Annotated in this window: 16 protein-coding genes and 1 pseudogene; 9 read left to right on the plus strand and 8 right to left on the minus strand. The window is 73.5% G+C overall.

Going from position 1 to position 16,354, the window contains the following annotated elements:
• The 6 genes from ACN260_RS16160 to ACN260_RS16185 are packed head-to-tail and all read left to right on the plus strand — an operon-like array spanning position 1 to position 5,294.
• Positions 1-792, plus strand: coding sequence for an ABC transporter ATP-binding protein (locus ACN260_RS16160; RefSeq protein WP_228544614.1), 792 nt, complete (start codon positions 1-3; stop codon positions 790-792).
• Positions 789-1,649, plus strand: coding sequence for an ABC transporter permease (locus ACN260_RS16165; RefSeq protein ID WP_421481699.1), 861 nt, complete (start codon positions 789-791; stop codon positions 1,647-1,649). Before ACN260_RS16160 ends, ACN260_RS16165 begins: the two co-directional genes overlap by 4 nt.
• Positions 1,646-2,743 (plus strand): ABC transporter substrate-binding protein, encoded by a 1,098-nt coding sequence (locus ACN260_RS16170; RefSeq protein ID WP_422751896.1) that lies wholly within the window; start codon positions 1,646-1,648, stop codon positions 2,741-2,743. Before ACN260_RS16165 ends, ACN260_RS16170 begins: the two co-directional genes overlap by 4 nt.
• Entirely contained in the window at positions 2,743-3,525 is a 783-nt protein-coding gene (locus ACN260_RS16175; RefSeq protein WP_364314607.1) for an HpcH/HpaI aldolase family protein, read from the plus strand. The genes ACN260_RS16170 and ACN260_RS16175 overlap by 1 nt, the downstream gene beginning before the upstream one ends.
• Positions 3,522-4,184, plus strand: a complete 663-nt coding sequence (locus ACN260_RS16180) for an SDR family NAD(P)-dependent oxidoreductase (RefSeq protein WP_422751897.1) — start codon at positions 3,522-3,524, stop codon at positions 4,182-4,184. Before ACN260_RS16175 ends, ACN260_RS16180 begins: the two co-directional genes overlap by 4 nt.
• Before the next feature lie 39 nt (positions 4,185-4,223).
• Positions 4,224-5,294: a LacI family DNA-binding transcriptional regulator gene (locus tag ACN260_RS16185; RefSeq protein WP_422751898.1), complete on the plus strand. Its 1,071-nt coding sequence runs from the start codon at positions 4,224-4,226 to the stop codon at positions 5,292-5,294.
• Positions 5,295-5,399: 105 nt separating this feature from the next.
• On the opposite strand, the gene ACN260_RS16190 is transcribed toward ACN260_RS16185, so the two are convergent.
• From ACN260_RS16190 to ACN260_RS16210, 5 genes and pseudogenes are all read right to left on the minus strand, one after another.
• Complete coding sequence (locus ACN260_RS16190; RefSeq protein ID WP_422751899.1) at positions 5,400-6,626, minus strand: glycosyltransferase; 1,227 nt, start codon at positions 6,624-6,626, stop codon at positions 5,400-5,402.
• Complete coding sequence (locus tag ACN260_RS16195) at positions 6,626-8,998, minus strand: glycosyltransferase family 39 protein (protein ID WP_422751900.1); 2,373 nt, start codon at positions 8,996-8,998, stop codon at positions 6,626-6,628. Before ACN260_RS16195 ends, ACN260_RS16190 begins: the two co-directional genes overlap by 1 nt.
• A gap of 167 nt (positions 8,999-9,165) precedes the next feature.
• Positions 9,166-10,677: pseudogene (locus ACN260_RS16200) on the minus strand (HAMP domain-containing sensor histidine kinase); the annotation flags it as partial.
• On the minus strand, positions 10,655-11,401 hold the full coding sequence (locus ACN260_RS16205; RefSeq protein ID WP_204924579.1) for a response regulator transcription factor: 747 nt from the start codon (positions 11,399-11,401) through the stop codon (positions 10,655-10,657). The gene ACN260_RS16205 and the pseudogene ACN260_RS16200, both read right to left, overlap by 23 nt.
• A 154-nt stretch (positions 11,402-11,555) precedes the next feature.
• Entirely contained in the window at positions 11,556-11,789 is a 234-nt protein-coding gene (locus tag ACN260_RS16210) for a hypothetical protein (protein ID WP_422751901.1), read from the minus strand.
• Positions 11,790-12,003: 214 nt separating this feature from the next.
• Here ACN260_RS16210 and ACN260_RS16215 point away from each other — a divergent pair, with 214 nt between their 5' ends.
• The 3 genes from ACN260_RS16215 to ACN260_RS16225 all read left to right on the plus strand — a co-directional run bounded on the left by ACN260_RS16215 (position 12,004) and on the right by ACN260_RS16225 (position 14,564).
• Complete coding sequence (locus ACN260_RS16215) at positions 12,004-12,954, plus strand: serine/threonine-protein kinase (protein ID WP_422751902.1); 951 nt, start codon at positions 12,004-12,006, stop codon at positions 12,952-12,954.
• Positions 12,955-13,034: 80 nt separating this feature from the next.
• Positions 13,035-13,460: an OsmC family protein gene (locus ACN260_RS16220; protein WP_422751903.1), complete on the plus strand. Its 426-nt coding sequence runs from the start codon at positions 13,035-13,037 to the stop codon at positions 13,458-13,460.
• Between the two features lie 273 nt (positions 13,461-13,733).
• Entirely contained in the window at positions 13,734-14,564 is an 831-nt protein-coding gene (locus ACN260_RS16225) for a hypothetical protein (protein WP_422751904.1), read from the plus strand.
• A gap of 116 nt (positions 14,565-14,680) precedes the next feature.
• On the opposite strand, the gene ACN260_RS16230 is transcribed toward ACN260_RS16225, so the two are convergent.
• The 3 genes from ACN260_RS16230 to ACN260_RS16240 form a co-directional block, all read right to left on the minus strand.
• A complete protein-coding gene (locus tag ACN260_RS16230) occupies positions 14,681-15,208 on the minus strand; it encodes an ATPase (RefSeq protein WP_422751905.1) in 528 nt (175 codons plus the stop codon).
• A 169-nt stretch (positions 15,209-15,377) separates the two neighbouring features.
• Positions 15,378-15,824, minus strand: coding sequence for a response regulator (locus tag ACN260_RS16235; protein WP_088645276.1), 447 nt, complete (start codon positions 15,822-15,824; stop codon positions 15,378-15,380).
• A gap of 128 nt (positions 15,825-15,952) precedes the next feature.
• Positions 15,953-16,303 (minus strand): STAS domain-containing protein, encoded by a 351-nt coding sequence (locus ACN260_RS16240; RefSeq protein ID WP_422751906.1) that lies wholly within the window; start codon positions 16,301-16,303, stop codon positions 15,953-15,955.
• Positions 16,304-16,354: the final 51 nt, after the last annotated feature.

A 16,354-nucleotide genomic window follows, 5' to 3' on the forward strand; every position in this document is an offset into this window, starting at 1 on the left:
ATGCGCATCGAGATCGACAACGTGGCCAAGGGGTATCCCCGGGCCGACGGGAGCCGACTGTCCGTGGTCGGCAGCCTCAGCACCACGATCGAGGCGCAGGAGTTCATCTGCGTCATCGGGCCGAGCGGGTGCGGCAAGTCGACGCTGCTCGGCCTGCTCGGCGGGCTGCGCCGGCCGGACGACGGGGAGATCCGGTTCGTCGGGGAGCGCACCGCCGCCGGCCCGCTCACCTCGATCGTCTGGCAGGACTACGCGCTGATCCCGTGGCGCTCCATCGCCGACAACGTGGCGTTCGGCCTGGAACTGCGCGGGGTGCCCGCCGCCCGGCGGCGGGAGGTGGCCCGGGAGCACCTGACGATGATGGGCATCGAGGCGTTCGCCGACAACAAGCCGCACGAGTTGTCCGGCGGGATGCGCCAGCGGGCCGGGATCGCCCGTGCGCTGGCCAGCGACCCCGAGGTCCTGCTGATGGACGAGCCGTTCGCGGCGGTGGACGCCCAGACCCGGACCCTGTTGCAGGACGAACTGCTCCAGGTCTGGTCGAGGCACCGCAAGACGGTCCTGTTCATCACGCACAGCATCGAGGAGGCGCTGCTGCTGGCGGACCGGATCATCGTGCTCGGTCCCCGGCCGACCCGGGTGGTCGAGGAGATCCGGGTGCCGTTCCCCCGGCCGCGTACCCGCGACGTCGAGTTGGACCCGCGGTTCACCGAGTTGAAGCGCCACCTGTGGGCGCAGTTGCGGGACGCCACCCTGGCGGCCGAGTGGGCGGAAGCGAAGGGGGACCGATGAGCGAGCAGAGCGTGCCGACCCGGGAGCGGGCGACCGACGAACCCGTGGTCCGCTACGCGGTGGACCCCCGCGCGGAACGACCGCCGGGTCGCGGGTTCAAGCTGCTCAGCAGCGGGCTGGGCAGCATGGTGCCGGTGGTCGTGGTGCTGGCGCTGTGGCAGGTCGGCAGCATGGCCGGGCTGATCGACAAGACCTTCTTCCCGGCCCCGTCTGAGTGCGTGCAGGCGCTTGTCGACCTGTTCTCCTCCGGGGAGCTGCTGCCGAACATCGGGATCACCGCCCAGCGCATCCTGCTCGGTTTCCTGCTCGGGGTGATCCCGGCGACGCTGCTGGGCATCGCGATGGGACGGTCCCGGTGGGTGCGGGTGCTGATCGATCCGCTGATCGCCATCACGTACCCGATCCCGGTGGTGGCGATCCTGCCGCTGCTGCTGGTCATCTTCGGCACCGGCGGACGGCCGATCGTGGTGCTCGCCGGCATCATCTCGTTCTTCCCGGCGGTGGTGAACGCGATGTCCGGGGTGCTCCAGGTCGACGAGCGGCTGATCCTGATGGCCCGCAACCTGGGCGCCGGCCGGCAGCAGATCCTCTGGAAGATCGTCCTGCCGGGCGCCCTGCCGTCCATCTTCGCCGGTATCCGGCTGGCCGCGGGGCTTGCCCTGCTGGGCACGATCGCCGGCGAGTTCCTCGCCGCCAGTGACGGCGTCGGGTCGATGACCTGGCGGTACTGGCAGATCTATCAGATCGACAACATGTACGCCACGCTCGCGGTGATCGCGGCGATGGGCTTTTTCCTCACCACGGTGACGCTGCGGGTGCAGCGGCGCTTCTTCAGCTGGACGGAGGGCCAATCATGACAATCAAGCGGATCACGACGATCAAGCAAAAGGGTGTCATCGCCGCGTTGTTGGGGGCGAGCCTGCTGCTCGGCACCGCGGCCTGCGGTGACGACGCGGAGTCGACGGGTGCCGGCGGCACCGACAAGGTGACTGTCAACTCGCTGGAGATCCTCTCGCTGGCCCCGATGATGGTGGCTGACGCGAAGGGCTTCTTCGGCAAGCACCAGGTCGAGGTGGAGTTCAGCAACGCCGACATCTACTCCCGGCTCGCGGTGCAGGGTCAGGGCAAGCTGGACGTGAACATCCCGGGCACCGGTGGCGCGCTGTTCAACGCGGTCAACCAGGGGCTGCGGGTGCGGGCGGTGGCCGACCGGCAGCAGTACCGGTGCGCGTCGGACAACCTCCTGCTGGCCCGGACCCAGGCCTTCGACGGCGGCCTGAAGAGCGTGGCCGACCTCAAGGGCAAGAAGGTCGCCATCCTGGCCAAGGGTTCGACCACCGAGTACTGGCTGGACCGGGCGCTGGGTGAGGTCGGGCTCAAGCAGTCCGACCTGGGGCAGATCGTCACCCTGAGCTACCCGGACACGGCCAACGCGCTCAAGAGCGGTGCGGTGGACGCCGGCTTCGTGGTCCAGCCGCTGGCGTACCAGCTCATCACCGACGGGCAGGCCAAGCGGGTGCTGGCGATGAACGAGGTGGCCCCGAACCAGGAGCAGGGCCTGATCACCATGTCGCAGGACTTCATCAGCAAGCGGCCCGAGGTCGCGGCGCGGTGGATGGCCGGCTGGCTGGAGGGTGTGCGCTACTACCAGGACCCGGCCAACAAGGACGACGTGATCAAGATCGTGGCCGAGCGGACCAAGGTGCCGGCGGAGACGATCACCAAGCTGTACGGCACCGACCAGTGGCCGTACATGGACCCGAACGGTCGGGTGGACACCGCCACGGTGGTCGCCGAGGACGGCAAGTGGCTGCTCGACAACAAGATCATCGAGAAGCTGCCCGAGGTCGGTGAGTGGCACGACGGTTCCGTCGTCGACGCCGCCCTGAAGATCGTCGGCGAGGTGCCGGCCAACCGCGACTGCGGCAGCGTCCAGAAGCTGGAGTCCTGATGTTTCCCCGTCCGAGCCGGCTGGCCGAGGTGCTGCGCGACGGTGGCGTCGCCCTCGGCAGCCTGACCCTGCTCCAGGAACCGGCGATCGGCGAGATCCTCGGCGTCCTCGGCTACGACTTCCTGGTCGTCGACACCGAGCACGCCGCGGCCGACGAGCAGAGCGTGCTGGCGATGGTCCGGGCGGCCGGCTCGGCGGGGACCACCCCGCTGGTCCGGCTGCGCCGGATCGAGGAGAAGGACCTGCTCTGGTCCCTGGACAGCGGCGCCGGCGGGGTGGTGCTGCCGCTGGTGGAGACCGGTGCGCAGGCCGTCGAGGCGGCCCGGTTGACCCACTACCCGCCGGTCGGTGACCGGACGCTGTGCTCGGCGGCGCGGGCCGCCGGGCACGGCACCGCCCGGGGCGACTTCGACCGCTACCTGACCTGGGCCGGGCGGAACACCACCGTCGTCGCCCTGGTCGAGACCCCCACCGGACTGGCCAACCTCGACGACATCCTCGCCGCCGACCTCGACGTGCTGATGCTCGGCCGGGCCGACCTGTCGGTCAAGCTGGGCCTGGGCTACCAGCCCACCCACCCGGAGGTGGAGAAGCACGCGGTCGACTTCGTCGAGCGGGTCGTCGCCGCCGGCCGGGTCGCCGGCATGCTGGCCTACTCTGCCGAGGAGGCCCGCCGCTGGATCGACCGGGGGGTCCGCTTCGTCGTCTACTCCCAGCCGGAGATGCTGCTCTCCGACGCCTACCGGCGGGCCCGCGACGAGATCCTCGGCGGTACGTCGTGAGCCTGCTGGTGACCGGCGGAGCCAGCGGCATCGGCGCGGCGGTGGTCGCCACCGCCCGCGCCCGGGGCGAGACGGTGCACGTGCTGGACGTCTCCACCGGCGTGGACGCCGCCGACCCGGTCGCGGTGGGCGAGTTCGTCGACGCGATCGGCACCCCGCGCCGGGTGGCCCACCTGGCCGGGGTGGTCAGCGCCGGTGGCATCGAACAGACCAGCCTCGCCGAGTGGGAACGCACCCTGCGCAACAACCTCACCGCCGCGTTCGTCGTCAGCCAGGCCGTGGTGCCCCGGATGGCGGCGGCCGGCGGCGGGTCGCTGGTGCTGATGAGCAGCCTCAACGCCCGCGACGGCGGCACCCGGCTGTCGGGCACGGCGTACGCGGCGGCGAAGGCGGGGGTGCTGGGCCTGATGCGGCACCTGGCCGTCGACTTCGGACCGCAGGGGGTACGGGTCAACGCCGTCGCGCCCGGACCGGTGGCCACCCCGATGCACGACCGGCTCACCGCCGAGCAGAAGGCGGGGCTGCGGGCCCGGATGCCGCTGGGCCGGGTCTCCTCGGCGCAGGAGATCGCCGACATCGTGCTGTTCCTGCTCTCCGATTCCTGCGCCACGGTCACCGGCATGACCTTCGATGTGAACGGGGGCAGTCATCTCAGCTAGGTTGCCGGGTACGGGTACCGGTCCGGCACGGGAGGCACAGTGAACAAGCGGGTGACCCTGCGCGATGTCGCCAGCCACACCGGTGTGCACGTCTCCACGGTGTCCCGGGTGCTGCGCGGCGACGACGTCCGGGTCGCCCCGGCGACCGCGGACCGGATCGTCGCCGCCGCCCGGGAGCTGGGTTTCCACCGGGACCGTTGGGCGGCCAGCCTGCGCAGCGGCAAGACCGGGGTGATCGGCGTACTGGTCCCCCGGATCACCGACATCGTGCTGGCCACCGTCTTCGAGGGCATCGACGCCGCCGCTGCCGCCGCCGGTTACCAGGCGGTGGTCAGCAGCAGCTGGGACGACGACGAGGCGCGGGCGCTGCGCATCCAACGGTTGATCGGGGAACGGGTGGACGGCCTGATCATCGGTGACGCCCGCCGCAACGATCCGATGCTGGCCCGGCTGGCCGCCGACGGGGTGCCGTTCGTGCTGGTCAGCCGGGCCTCCCGGGGTTTCCCGTCGGTGACCGGCCGGGACCGCCTCGGTGGTCGGCTCGCCGCCGAGCACCTGATCGACGTGGGCTGCCGGCGGCTGGCGGTGATCGCCGGTCCCGGGCACGCCAGCACCTCCGCCGACCGGGTCGCCGGCTTCCTCGCCGCGGCGAAGGCCCGGGGCGTGCCGGTCGACCCCCGGTGGGTCGCACCGTCCACCTTCGACGTCGCCGGTGGGGCCTCGGCGATGGCCGGGCTGCTGGGCACCGGTCGTCCCGACGGGGTCTTCGCGGTCAACGACTTCGCCGCGATCGGGGCGATGGGCACCCTGCGCGACCACGGCCTGCGGGTCGGCCGGGAGGTGGCGGTGGTCGGCTACAACGACATCGACGTGGACGCCCAGCTTCTGGTGCCGCTCACCTCGATCCGTACCCCGCTGCGCGACATGGGCTCGCAGGCCCTGCACGCCCTGCTCGCCCTGCTCGGCTCGGGCAGCACCACGTCGGTGCGGCTGGACCCGGAACTGGTCGTCCGGGCGACCACCGCCGACTTCTCCCCTCAGGCCACGGAGGCGGTGGCGCGTACCGTCGCGTTGCCGGAGGTGTCCCGGGTGGTCACACCGGTGAACTGACGCCGGGCTCTCCCACCGGCATCAGCCCTGCGCCCTGCGGGCCCCGCGCCGCCCGGTGCCGGGTGGTGCGGGGCCCGCAGGGCGACAACGCGCCGGCCCGGCCGGTCAGGTCCGGCGGTGGTGCATCGCCAGGCGCAGCAGCAGGAACCGCAGCGCCGTCGCGGCCAGGTTCGCGACCACCAGCACGGCCAGTTCGACCGGCCGGGACGGGGTGCTGACCGCGTGCAGGGCGGCGAGCGCACCGCTGGTCAACGCCAGGCCGAGGGCGAAGGCGAGCAACCCCTGCAGGTGGTGCCGGCCGGCGGCCCGCCGGCCGGTGATGCCGAAGGTGAGCCGGCGGTTCGCCGCCGTGTTGCCCACCGCCGTCACCAACAGCGCCAGCAGGTTCGCCGGTTGCGCGCCGAGCATCCCCCGGGTCGCCACGAACAGCACCAGGTACGCCACCGTGCTGACCACGCCGACCAGGGCGAACCGGGCCAGCTGGCCGGGCAGCCCGGCCGGCACCCGCGCCGGTGCGGCGGCCAGCGGCGCCCGGCCCCACTGCGCGCGCAGCGCGGCCAGCGGCAACGCCCCGGTGACCAGCGCCCGCCCCAGCCGGCCGATGCCACGCAGGTCGGCCAGGGCGGTGGCCACGATGTCGACCCGGCTGTCGGGGTCGTCAACCCAGTCCACCGGCACCTCGTGGATGCGCAGTCCGGCGCGCTGGGCGAGCACCAGCAGCTCGGTGTCGAAGAACCAGCCCGTGTCCTGCACCAGCGGCAGCAGCTCCCGGGCCACGTCGGCGCGGATCGCCTTGAAGCCGCACTGCGCGTCGGAGAACCGGGCGGCGAGGGCGCCCCGCAGCAGCAGGTTGTAGGCCCGGGAGATCACCTCCCGCTTGGCGCCCCGCACCACCCGGGAGGTCCGGGCCAGCCGGGTGCCGATGGCGAGGTCCGAGTGGCCGGAGATGAGCGGGGCGACCAGCGGCAGCAACGCGGCCAGGTCGGTCGACAGGTCCACGTCCATGTACGCCAGCACCGGGGCGTCCGACGCCGACCAGGCGACCCGCAGCGCCCGACCGCGTCCCTTGGCGTCCAGGTGCCGTACCTCGACGTGCGGGAGTTCGGCGGCGAGCGCCTCGGCCACGGCGAGGGTGCCGTCGACGCTGGCGTTGTCCGCCACGGTGATCCGGAACGGGTACGGGAAGTGCGCGCTGAGGTGCTGGTGCAGCCGGCGTACGCAGGGACCGAGGTCGGCCTCCTCGTTGTATACCGGCACCACCACGTCGAGTACGGCGGTCGGGGCGCCGGTCCGGGTCTCGACGGCGGGCCGGGGGCTGCCGATCGCGGTCATCACTGTGCCTCCTGTCCGGCGCTGGTGAGGTCGTAGACGGTGACTCCGTCGACGGTCTGCGCGGTGAAGTTCTCGGTGACCCAGGTGGTGATCTCCTGGGAGGCGGAGCTGCCGCCGTTGGCCCGGAAGCCACTCCCGCCGATGAAGTAGTGGATCTTCCCGGCCGCCACGTACTCCTGGAACCGGGCCAGGGTGGGCGACGGGTCACTGCCGTTGAAGCCGCCGACGGCCATCACCGGCCGACCGGTGGCGAGCTGGTAGCCGGAAGCGTTGTTGGAGCCGACGGTCGCCGCCATCCAGGTGTAGTCGTCGGCGTCGGCCGTCAACAGCGCCTTCAGCGCGGCGCTCGGCTCCCGGGAGTCGAGCAGGCCGCCCATCCCGCCGGCCATGCGTCCCTGGCCACCCCCGGTACGCCCACCGTCCTGACCGGTACCACTGTTCGGCCCGGTGCCCCCGTCCTGACTGGTGCCGCCGTCCTGGCCGGTGCCGCCGGGGAGGCCGGGGAACTGGCCGGTGCCGCCGTTGGCGGTACCGCCGGGGAAGCTGGGGGGCTGACCGTTCTGACCGGTGCCGCCGTCCCGGTTGCCGCCCGGGAAGCCACCGCCACCGGGGAACTCCATGCCGTCGCTCATCCGGCCGCCGGGCCCACCACGACCCGGACCGAAGCCGCCCTGCACGTTCGGGCCGGCGCTCGGGATGGACCCGGTGTGCGGGGTGCCGGCGGTCTGCGCCGCGTACGCCGCCGGGCCGGCCAGCGCGGCCGATGCGCCGAGCACCAGCACCACCGGCACCAGTCGCCGGGGCAGCCGCCGGGTGAGCAGGATCAGCACCGCCACGGCGAGCCCGGCGACCAGCACGGCCGGCCGTAGCCAGGGCTGGAAGTCGGGGCTGCGGCCCAGCAGCCGCCACGACCACCAGGCGGTCACCGCCAGGGTGACGGCCAGGGTGCCGGTGGCGAACCACCCCCGCCACCGCAGGGACCGGCGACCACCGGTCACCGGCGCGGCCGCGGAGGCCGTCCCGGCGTCGACACCCGGGGCGGTCGACCCGGCGGGCACCGCGGAACCGGTGACCGGGGTGACGGGTCCGGCGGCGGCCCGGCGTTCCCGCCAGAGCAGGACGGTGCCGATGCCGACCAGCGCGCCGACCGCCGGTGCCAGGGCCACCGTGTAGTAGGCGTGGAAGATGCCGGACATGAAGCTGAAGATCAGCCCGGTGACCAGCAGCCAGCCGCCCCACAGCAGCAGCCCGGCACGACGGCGGTCGGTGCGCGCCGCCCGGCCCGCCAGCACCAGGCCGGCGACGAGCAGGATCAGCGCGGCCGGCAGCAGCCAGGAGATCTGGCCGCCGACCTCGGTGTCGAACATCCGCAGCCAGCCGGTCTGTCCGGAGAACGGCCCACCGCCGCCGCCCATCCGGGCGCCACCGCCGACGCTGCCCTCCTCGTCACCGGTGATCCGGCCGAGACCGTTGTAGCCGAGGGTCAGCTCCAGGATGCTGTTGTTCTGCGAACCGCCGATGTACGGCCGGGCGCTGGCCGGGACCAGCTCCACGGTGGCCACCCACCAGCCGGCGGCGACGACCAGCCCCAGGCCGGCCAGCAGCAACTGCCGGATCCGTCGCCACAAGCCGGTAGGGGCGGCCAGCAGGTAGACCCCGGCGAAGACCGGGACCACCAGGAACGCCTGGAGCATCTTGGTGAGGAAGCCGAAGCCGACCAGCACCCCGACCAGCACGATCCACCGGGTACTGGCCGTCTCCACCGCCCGCACCGTGGCGTACGCGCCGAGCACGAGCAGCAGGACCAGCAGCGCGTCCGGGTTGTTGAACCGGAACATCAGGGTGGCGACCGGGGTGAGCGCCAGGACCGTCCCGGCGATCAACCCGGCGGCCGGGCCGTACCAGCGGCGGACGGTGGCGTACAGGACGCCGACCGAGGCGACGCCGAGCAGCGCCTGCGGCACCAGGATCGCCCAGCTGTTCAGCCCGAAGATCCGTACCGACAGGGCCATCAGCCACAGCGCGGCCGGCGTCTTGTCGACGGTGATCGAGTTGGCCGCGTCGGAGGATCCGTAGAAGAACGCCTTCCAGCTCTCGGAGCCGGCCTGCACCGCCGCCGAGTAGAACGAGTTCGCCCAGCCGGACTCCCCCAGGCCCCACAGGTAGAGCAGGCCGGTGCCGAGCAGCAGCACCACCAGCGCGGGTCTCACCCAGCGCGGGTCACGTCGTGGTGGGGCGTCGTCCGCGCCCGGGTGGACCGACGCCGACCGGGCCGGCGGTACGGTCGCGGCGTCGGGCTGGCCCGACGGCGGTACGGTCGCGGCGTGCGGCGCGCTGGCCGGCGTCGTCAGCAGGCTCTCGGTTCTGTCCATGCGGCCAGCCTGGCCGGGCTGGTTGGGTCGCTCCCGTGCCCTGGCTATGCGTGGGCTGTGGAATCCGGCGGCCCCGCTGCGCCGGCCTCCGGCAACGCGGGGGCGACGGAATGACGCGACGGGGGCGCGGCGGAATACGGCGGCGTGGGCGGGTCGGCGTCGCGCGGTGCGGGCCCGGTGGAGTCCGGCAACCGCACGGTGAAGACGGTGCGGCCCGGTCGGCTCTCCAGGGCGACGGTGCCGTGGTGGGCCTCCACCACGGCGGCCACGATGGCCAGGCCCAGGCCGGTGCTGCCGTGTTCCCGGGACCGCGAGCTGTCGCCCCGGGCGAACCGTTCGAAGACCTCGTCGCGCAGCTCCGCCGGCACCCCCGGGCCGTCGTCGGTGACGCTGATCTCCACCGCGCCGGGTACCGGGGCGAGCCGGGTGGTGACGGTGGTGCCGGGCGGGGTGTGCACCCGCGCGTTGGCGAGCAGGTTCGCCACCACCTGGTGCAGCCGGACGGCGTCGCCCGGTACCTCCACCGCCTCGTCGGGCAGGTCGAGCTGCCAGCGGTGTCCGTCGCCGGCCACGTGCGCGTCGCTGACCGCGTCGACCACCAGTGCGGTCAGGTCGACCGGTCCGGTGGCCAGCGGCCGTCCGGAGTCCAGCCGGGCCAGCAGCAGCAGGTCGTCGACGAGGCTGGTCATCCGGGTGCTGGCGGATTCGACCCGGCGCAGCGCGTGGGCCACGTCCGGGGGCACCCGGTCCCGGCCCCGCCGGGCCACCTCGGCATAGCCCCGGATCGCGGCCAGCGGGGTGCGCAGCTCGTGCGAGGCGTCGGCGACGAACTGGCGTACCCGGGTCTCGCTGGCCTGGCGGGCGGCGAGCGCGGCGGCGACATGACCCAGCATCCGGTTCAGCGCCGCGCCCACCTGCCCCACCTCGGTACGCGGGTCGGTGTCGGCGGCGGGCACCCGCACCGACAGCGCCACCTCACCCCGGTCCAGCGGCAGTTCGGCGACCCGCCCGGCGGTGGCCGCCACCCGGTTCAACGGGCGCAGCGTGACCCGGACGATCAACGCGCCCAGACTGCCGGCGATGAGCAGGCCGGCGGCGGCGACGCCCGACTGGGCGACGACCATCCACCACACCGTCTCCTGCACCGCGTCGAGCGGGATGGCGAAGACCAGGATGTCGCCGTCGGGGAGCTGGCGGGCCACCGCCCGGTAGTCGCCGCGCTCGCCGAGGTCGACGGTGTGCGGCCTGCTGTCGGCGGGCAGCGCGGTCAGCGGGGCCACGTCGGCGGCGGTGAGCGCCTCGGTGGTGCCGGAGGCGCTGCGGATGCGGGCCGAGGGCTGCTCCTGCGGGATGATCCGCATCCCGATCGAGCCGACCGGGTAGGTCGGTGGCGGGTCGGGTTGCCCCTGTCGGCCGGTGGCCTGGTCGAGGGGGCGGGGCTGGCCCGGGGTCCGGTCCCAGGGCAGCCGGGTGTCGAAGCGACGGTTGTCCCCGGCGAGCTGGGTGTCGACCTGGGTGATCAGGAAGTGTCGCAGCGCGACCGTGGTCAGCCCGCCGATGCCGACGCTGACCAGCGCGAGCAGCGCCACCACGGCGAGCACCAGCCGACGACGCAGCGACCAGCCGGCCCACCAGCGACGCAGCCGATCGGGCCGGTCACGGCGCGGGCTTGAGGACATAACCGGCGCCGCGCAGGGTGTGGATCATCGGCGCGCGTCCCACGTCGATCTTCTTGCGCAGGTACGAGATGTACAGCTCGACCACGTTGGCCTGCCCGCCGAAGTCGTAGTTCCACACCCGGTCGAGGATCTGCGCCTTGCTGAGCACCCGGCGCGGATTGCGCATCAGGTAGCGCAGCAGTTCGAACTCGGTGGCGGTCAGGGTGATCAGGTCGTCGCCCCGGCGTACCTCGTGGCTGTCCTCGTCGAGGGTGAGGTCGCCGACGGTGAGCACGGCCTCCTCCCGGGCGGTCACCGCGAAGCCGGTACGCCGCAGCAGGGCGCGCAGCCGGGCGATGACCTCCTCCAGGCTGAACGGCTTGGTGACGTAGTCGTCGCCGCCGACGGTGAGCCCGGCGATCCGTTCCTCGACCGCGTCGCGGGCGGTCAGGAAGAGCACCGGCACGGTCGGGGTCTGCTCGCGCAGCCGGCGCAGCACCTGGAAGCCGTCGAGGTCGGGGAGCATCACGTCGAGCACCACCGCGTCGGGCTGGAACTGCCGGGCCGCGCTCAGCGCCGCCATCCCGTTGCCCGCGCTGCGCACCTGCCAGCCCTCGTAGCGCAGCGCCATCGACAGCAGGTCGGTCAGGGTGGGTTCGTCGTCGACCACCAGCACCCGGACGGGTTCGCCGTCGGGGCGGCGCAACTCGATCCGGTGCGGTGCGGTCTGCCCCTCGGTCACCATGCCCCCATCGTGGGACCGGTTACTGGCGCTGACCTATGCGCATCCTGTGCGCCCGCTGTGCGCGCGGCCCCGCTCGACCGTACCGGGCCGGGCGGCGGCGGGGGGCGGTTCCCCGGATCGCGCCCGGCCACCGACGGGCCGGTACGGCGTGCGGCTACTGGCTCACGCCGGTCGGGTAGGTGTGCACGAAGGACATCGTCCAGTGGTCGTCGCCGGCCGGCCGGTCCCGCTGGTAGAGGTGGTCGGGGCCGCCCCCGCCGGGGGCCGGCGGGGCGTCCGGGTGGCGCAGCACCCAGCGGGCGGGTGGCGTCCCCGCCGGGTCGGCCGGCAGGGCACGGACCAGGTCGTGGGCCGGCCCGCCGACGAAGCGTACGGTCACCTCGCCCATCGCGGGCCTCCCTCCGGTGGCCGGCGGTCGCGCGGGCCACTGACGGCAAGCTACCGCACCCGGGGCCGGGCCGGGGTGGCTCGACCGGGTCCACCCGGCGGGACCGGGTCCGGGGGCGGGGCGGGTACGGTTTGCCCAGCGCAGCGGCCGGGTACCGGCTCGACAGCGCCATCGCCACCCCGGCGACGCGGTCGGCATGGACGGGAGCGGGTCGATGAGGACGCTGGCCGGGCGGTACCAGCTCGAACAGCGCATCGGCATGGGTGGGATGTCGGAGGTCTGGCGGGCCCACGACATCGTCCTGGACCGGCCGGTCGCGGTGAAGCTGATGTCCCCCGCCCACCGGGGCGAGCAGACCTCGGTCGAGCGGATCAGGGCCGAGGCCCGCTCCGCCGCCCGGCTGGTGCATCCCAACGTCGCCAGCGTGCACGACTTCGGCACCTCGACGTCCCTGCCCGGCCGGGAGCTGCCGTACATCGTGATGGAGCTGGTGGAGGGCGAGACCCTCGCCGCACACCTGCGGGCCGGGCCGTTGGACTGGCGGATCGCGGTCCGGGTCTGCGCCGAGGTGGTGGCCGCGCTCGCCGCGGCCCACGCCCACGGGATCGTGCACCGCGACGTCAAACCGGCCAACGTGATGCTCACCCCGTCGGGGGCGAAGGTGCTCGACTTCGGTATCGCGACCCCGGCCGGCGCACCCGACCACCGCCCGGACGGCATGCTGGTGGGGACTCCGGCGTACCTGGCCCCGGAGCAGTTCGACAGGCAGCCGGCCACCCCCGCCGCCGACATGTACGCCGTCGGTGTCCTGCTCTACTACTGCCTCACCGGACGACTGCCGTACGCGGCGGGGACCACCGCCACCCAGTTGGTCGGGTCCCGCCGGAAGATCACGCCGGAGCCGTTGCCGCCGGTCGCGGGCCTGCCGCCCGAGGTGGCCGAGCTGTGCCGGCGCTGCCTCGCCGACGACCCGCGCGAGCGGCCCAGCAGTCTGGTGGCGGCGCTGGAGCTGGCGGAGGTGGTCGACGCCCGCGTCTACGTGCCGATGCTGGCCCCGGTGCCCCGGCCCCGCACCGCGTCGGTGTCGCCGTGGACCGAACGGGCGGCCGCCGAGGCGACCGAGGCGGTGGCGGTGCCCGACTGGTCCCGGACCGGACCGGTCTGATCCCGGCCGTCGGCGCGCCGCACCGGGCGTTTCACCCGTTCGTGGCCGGGAACCCGGCCGACGGATGAGGGGGGAACGCGATGCCGGATCCGAGTTCCTGGCTGCACGAGGCCAGCGCGACCGCCACGGGCGGGCACGTACGCACCGACGACGGTGGGCTGTCCACCGCGCTGGCGTCACCGCTCGCGCCGCACTGCACCGGGTTGACCCCGGAGCAACTGCTCGCCGCCGCCTTCGCCTCCTGCCTGCACCACGCGGCGGTCGAGGCGGCCGGGGAGATCACCGACGAGGCGCACACGGTGCAGGTGACCGCCGAGGCGAAGCTCGGGCGCGACGACGACGGTCGGTACCGGGCCGACGTGCACGCCAGCATCTCGTCGGCCGGGTTGAGCCGGGAGCAGTTGGCCGAACTGGTCGCGTACGCCGACCGGCTGTGGCCGTTCTCCAGCGACGACAGCACCCGGCACCGGCTGACGGTGAGCGCGGCCGACAACGGCCGGCACTGAGCCGTCGACGCCCCACCGCGTCCGGGTGAGGCGACCCCACCGTCCCGACGGGGTCGCCTCACCCGTTCGGTCGAGTCCCGGCCGACGTCCCGCGAGCACCGTCGGCAGTCCGCTTCATCACTGTAAGAGCGTCATGGCGGACAAAGGTACCGTGCGAGGTTCACGGCTTTGAGAAGCCGATACGGGGAATATCCGGGCGGATTCGGGCCGATTGTGGCGTAGGCCACCCATACCACCGCGGGTTCCTGGCCGAAACCTCTCTAACCTCGTCGGGTGCACCCCGACGAGACCGCCGCGCAGCAGCCGACCCGGAACCGCCCGGCCACCCCTTCGGCCCCGGTGGCCTCGGACGAACGGAGGATCGGCCGGCACCGCGCGCCGGAACCACCCCGACGGGGCATCGGTGCGGCGCTCGCCTCGACCCCTGCCCGGATCGCCCTCGCCGGTGGTGTGACCTGCTGCCTGGGGCTCGTCGCACTGGCCGGGACGCACCGGGTCGACAGGCAACCCCGACCGGTGCAGGAGGTGCTGGCCGACCGGGCCGCCGACGAGCAGCGGGCCTCCCGGGCCCGGGAGCGGACCGTCCTGCCGGCCAGCCCCCTGCCGGCCAGCCCCCGCCCGTCGGCCACCCACGGCGCCACGCCGAAGCCGACGAAGAAGCCGGCCCGGCCCCGCCCGGTCGCCGGGCTCTCCCGGGTGCAGATGGACAACGCCCAGGTGATCGTCGAGGTCGGCGTCGAGCTGGGGGTGCCACGCCGGGGGCTGGTGGTCGCCGTCGCCACCGCCATGCAGGAGAGCGACCTGCACAACCTCGCCAGCGACGTGCTACCCGAGTCGTACGACCACCCGCACCAGGGCAGCGGTTCGGACCACGACTCGGTGGGCCTGTTCCAGCAGCGGCCCAGCAGCGGATGGGGCACGGTGGCCCAGCTGATGCGCCCCGCCTACGCGGCGCGGGCGTTCTACTCCGCGCTGGCCGAGGTCCCCGGCTGGCGGCAGCTCAGCATCACCGCCGCCGCGCAGGCCGTGCAGATCTCCGCCTACCCCGGCGCGTACGCACGGCACGAGGACCGGGCCTCCACCGTGGTCGACGCGCTGATCTGAACCGGCCCTGCGGCCACCGCGCGTCGGGCGGCGGCGGATCGGAGTCGGTGCCGGCCCTGCGGCCACCGCGCACCGGACGGCGGCGGGACCGGGTCCGGCCCGGCAGGGGCGTCCGGTCAGGCGACCCGGGTGCCCGGCTCGGGCTGGTCGACAGCAACCTCGTCGGTGCCGGTGGCGACCCGGGTCGCCGGGACACCCCCGGCGGCGGCGGTCGGGGTGTCGACCGGCACGGTCCCGACGGTCAGCCCGGTCAGGAGCTGGTCGACCCGGGCCGCCCGGTGCCGCCGTTCGTGCAACGACGCCTCGAACTCGCGACGGGCCTGCACCGCCTCGGCGTACACCCGCTCGCGCAACTGCCGGGCCTCCTCCCGGGCGGCGTCCAGCTCGGCGCGGGCCCGGGCCAGCAGGTCGTCGGCCGCACCCGGGGTCGCCGGCCGGACAGCGCCCCGGGCGGCGTCGGACCGCCGCCGGTCGACCATCGCCAGGAGCAGGGTGGTCTCCTGGCGGATCTGGTCCCAGTCCCGCCCCGCGCCGGTGACCACCTCCGCCCGCGCGGCGAGCCGGGTCAACCGGACTCCGAGCTCGTCCAGGCAGGAATCGACCTCTTGCCGGTCGTAGCCGGACTCAACGACGGAGAACCTCATACGTGTCGCCCCCCAGGAAGCTGGTACGTCTGTCCCAGCTCGATCCTCGCGGCAGCCGACGACCCCCGGGGCGGTTCGAGAAAAATGTTCAGCAATTGCGGGGTGGGTCCCGGGGGCGACGACCGGGGCGGACCCGACGCGTCGGGGCGCGCCGGGACACCCCGGGCGGTCAGGAACGCTTGGGCAGCACCACGACCCGGCCGAAGAACTCGTCGATGCGGCGCACCACGTCGTTGAAGTCGTCCAGGTCGATCGGCTTGGTGACGTAGGCGTTGGCCTGGAGGCTGTAGCTGCCCACGATGTCGGTGTCCGCGTTGGAGGTGGTCAGCACCACGATCGGGATGGTGCGCAGGTCGTCGTCCTGCTTCACCTCGCCGAGCACCTGCCGGCCGTCCATCCGCGGCATGTTCAGGTCGAGCAGGATCACGTCGGGGCGACGGGCGTCGACGTGCCGGCCCTCCTGCCGCAGGAACTCCATCGCCTCCTGACCGTCACCGACCACGTCGATGACCTTGGCGATGCCGGAGTCCGCCAGGGCCTCCTCGATCATCAGCACGTCACCCGGGTCGTCGTCGACCACCAGGATGCGGACGGGGTTCGTGGCGCCTCGGTCCATGGGTCCAACCTGTCTGTCTCGGCGAGCGGGGGACGACGGTCTCGGTACCCCGTTGGCGGCCTGACCGAACGCGGTCACCCGTGGAGCGGGAACTGCGCGGTCACCCGCTGGCGGGGAAATTTAGCCCATCACCGGGCGGACGGCGACCGCGGGTCGGCGGTGTCGGGCTGATAGAACAGCACGTCGGCCAGGCCGGTGATCTGCAGGACCCGGTCGACCCGGCCGGTCGCCCCGTACAGCCGCAGCCAGCCTCCCCGCGCGGCGGCGAGGTTGTCCCCACGGACGAAGGCCGCGATGCCGGTGGAGTCGCAGAAGGTCAGCCCGGTGAGGTCGAGCAGCAGGTGCCGCTCGCCACCCGCGGCGAGCCGGTCGATCTCGGTGTTGAGTACCCCGGCCGAGCTGAGGTCCAGCTCGCCGGCGAGCCGCAGACACACGCCACCACCGTCCCGCTCGGCGTGCGTCACGGTGAAGGTCAACATCGTCCCTCTCGCTCCCACCACAGGCAGACCCTTGCAGTGCAGCAAGTATAC

Source organism: Micromonospora sp. WMMD708, assembly GCF_049315245.1.
Lineage (GTDB): Bacteria > Actinomycetota > Actinomycetes > Mycobacteriales > Micromonosporaceae > Micromonospora > Micromonospora wenchangensis.

Bases quoted from the DNA above. Each gene is read 5' to 3' on its own strand.
- ACN260_RS16160 (WP_228544614.1), top strand. From the start codon at position 1: ATGCGCATCGAGATCGACAACGTGGCCAAGGGGTATCCCCGGGCCGAC.
- ACN260_RS16165 (WP_421481699.1), top strand. From the start codon at position 789: ATGAGCGAGCAGAGCGTGCCGACCCGGGAGCGGGCGACCGACGAACCC.
- ACN260_RS16170 (WP_422751896.1), top strand. From the start codon at position 1,646: ATGACAATCAAGCGGATCACGACGATCAAGCAAAAGGGTGTCATCGCC.
- ACN260_RS16175 (WP_364314607.1), top strand. From the start codon at position 2,743: ATGTTTCCCCGTCCGAGCCGGCTGGCCGAGGTGCTGCGCGACGGTGGC.
- ACN260_RS16190 (WP_422751899.1), bottom strand. From the start codon at position 6,626: ATGACCGCGATCGGCAGCCCCCGGCCCGCCGTCGAGACCCGGACCGGC.
- ACN260_RS16195 (WP_422751900.1), bottom strand. From the start codon at position 8,998: ATGGACAGAACCGAGAGCCTGCTGACGACGCCGGCCAGCGCGCCGCAC.
- ACN260_RS16205 (WP_204924579.1), bottom strand. From the start codon at position 11,401: ATGGTGACCGAGGGGCAGACCGCACCGCACCGGATCGAGTTGCGCCGC.
- ACN260_RS16210 (WP_422751901.1), bottom strand. From the start codon at position 11,789: ATGGGCGAGGTGACCGTACGCTTCGTCGGCGGGCCGGCCCACGACCTG.
- ACN260_RS16215 (WP_422751902.1), top strand. From the start codon at position 12,004: ATGAGGACGCTGGCCGGGCGGTACCAGCTCGAACAGCGCATCGGCATG.
- ACN260_RS16220 (WP_422751903.1), top strand. From the start codon at position 13,035: ATGCCGGATCCGAGTTCCTGGCTGCACGAGGCCAGCGCGACCGCCACG.
- ACN260_RS16230 (WP_422751905.1), bottom strand. From the start codon at position 15,208: ATGAGGTTCTCCGTCGTTGAGTCCGGCTACGACCGGCAAGAGGTCGAT.
- ACN260_RS16235 (WP_088645276.1), bottom strand. From the start codon at position 15,824: ATGGACCGAGGCGCCACGAACCCCGTCCGCATCCTGGTGGTCGACGAC.
- ACN260_RS16240 (WP_422751906.1), bottom strand. From the start codon at position 16,303: ATGTTGACCTTCACCGTGACGCACGCCGAGCGGGACGGTGGTGGCGTG.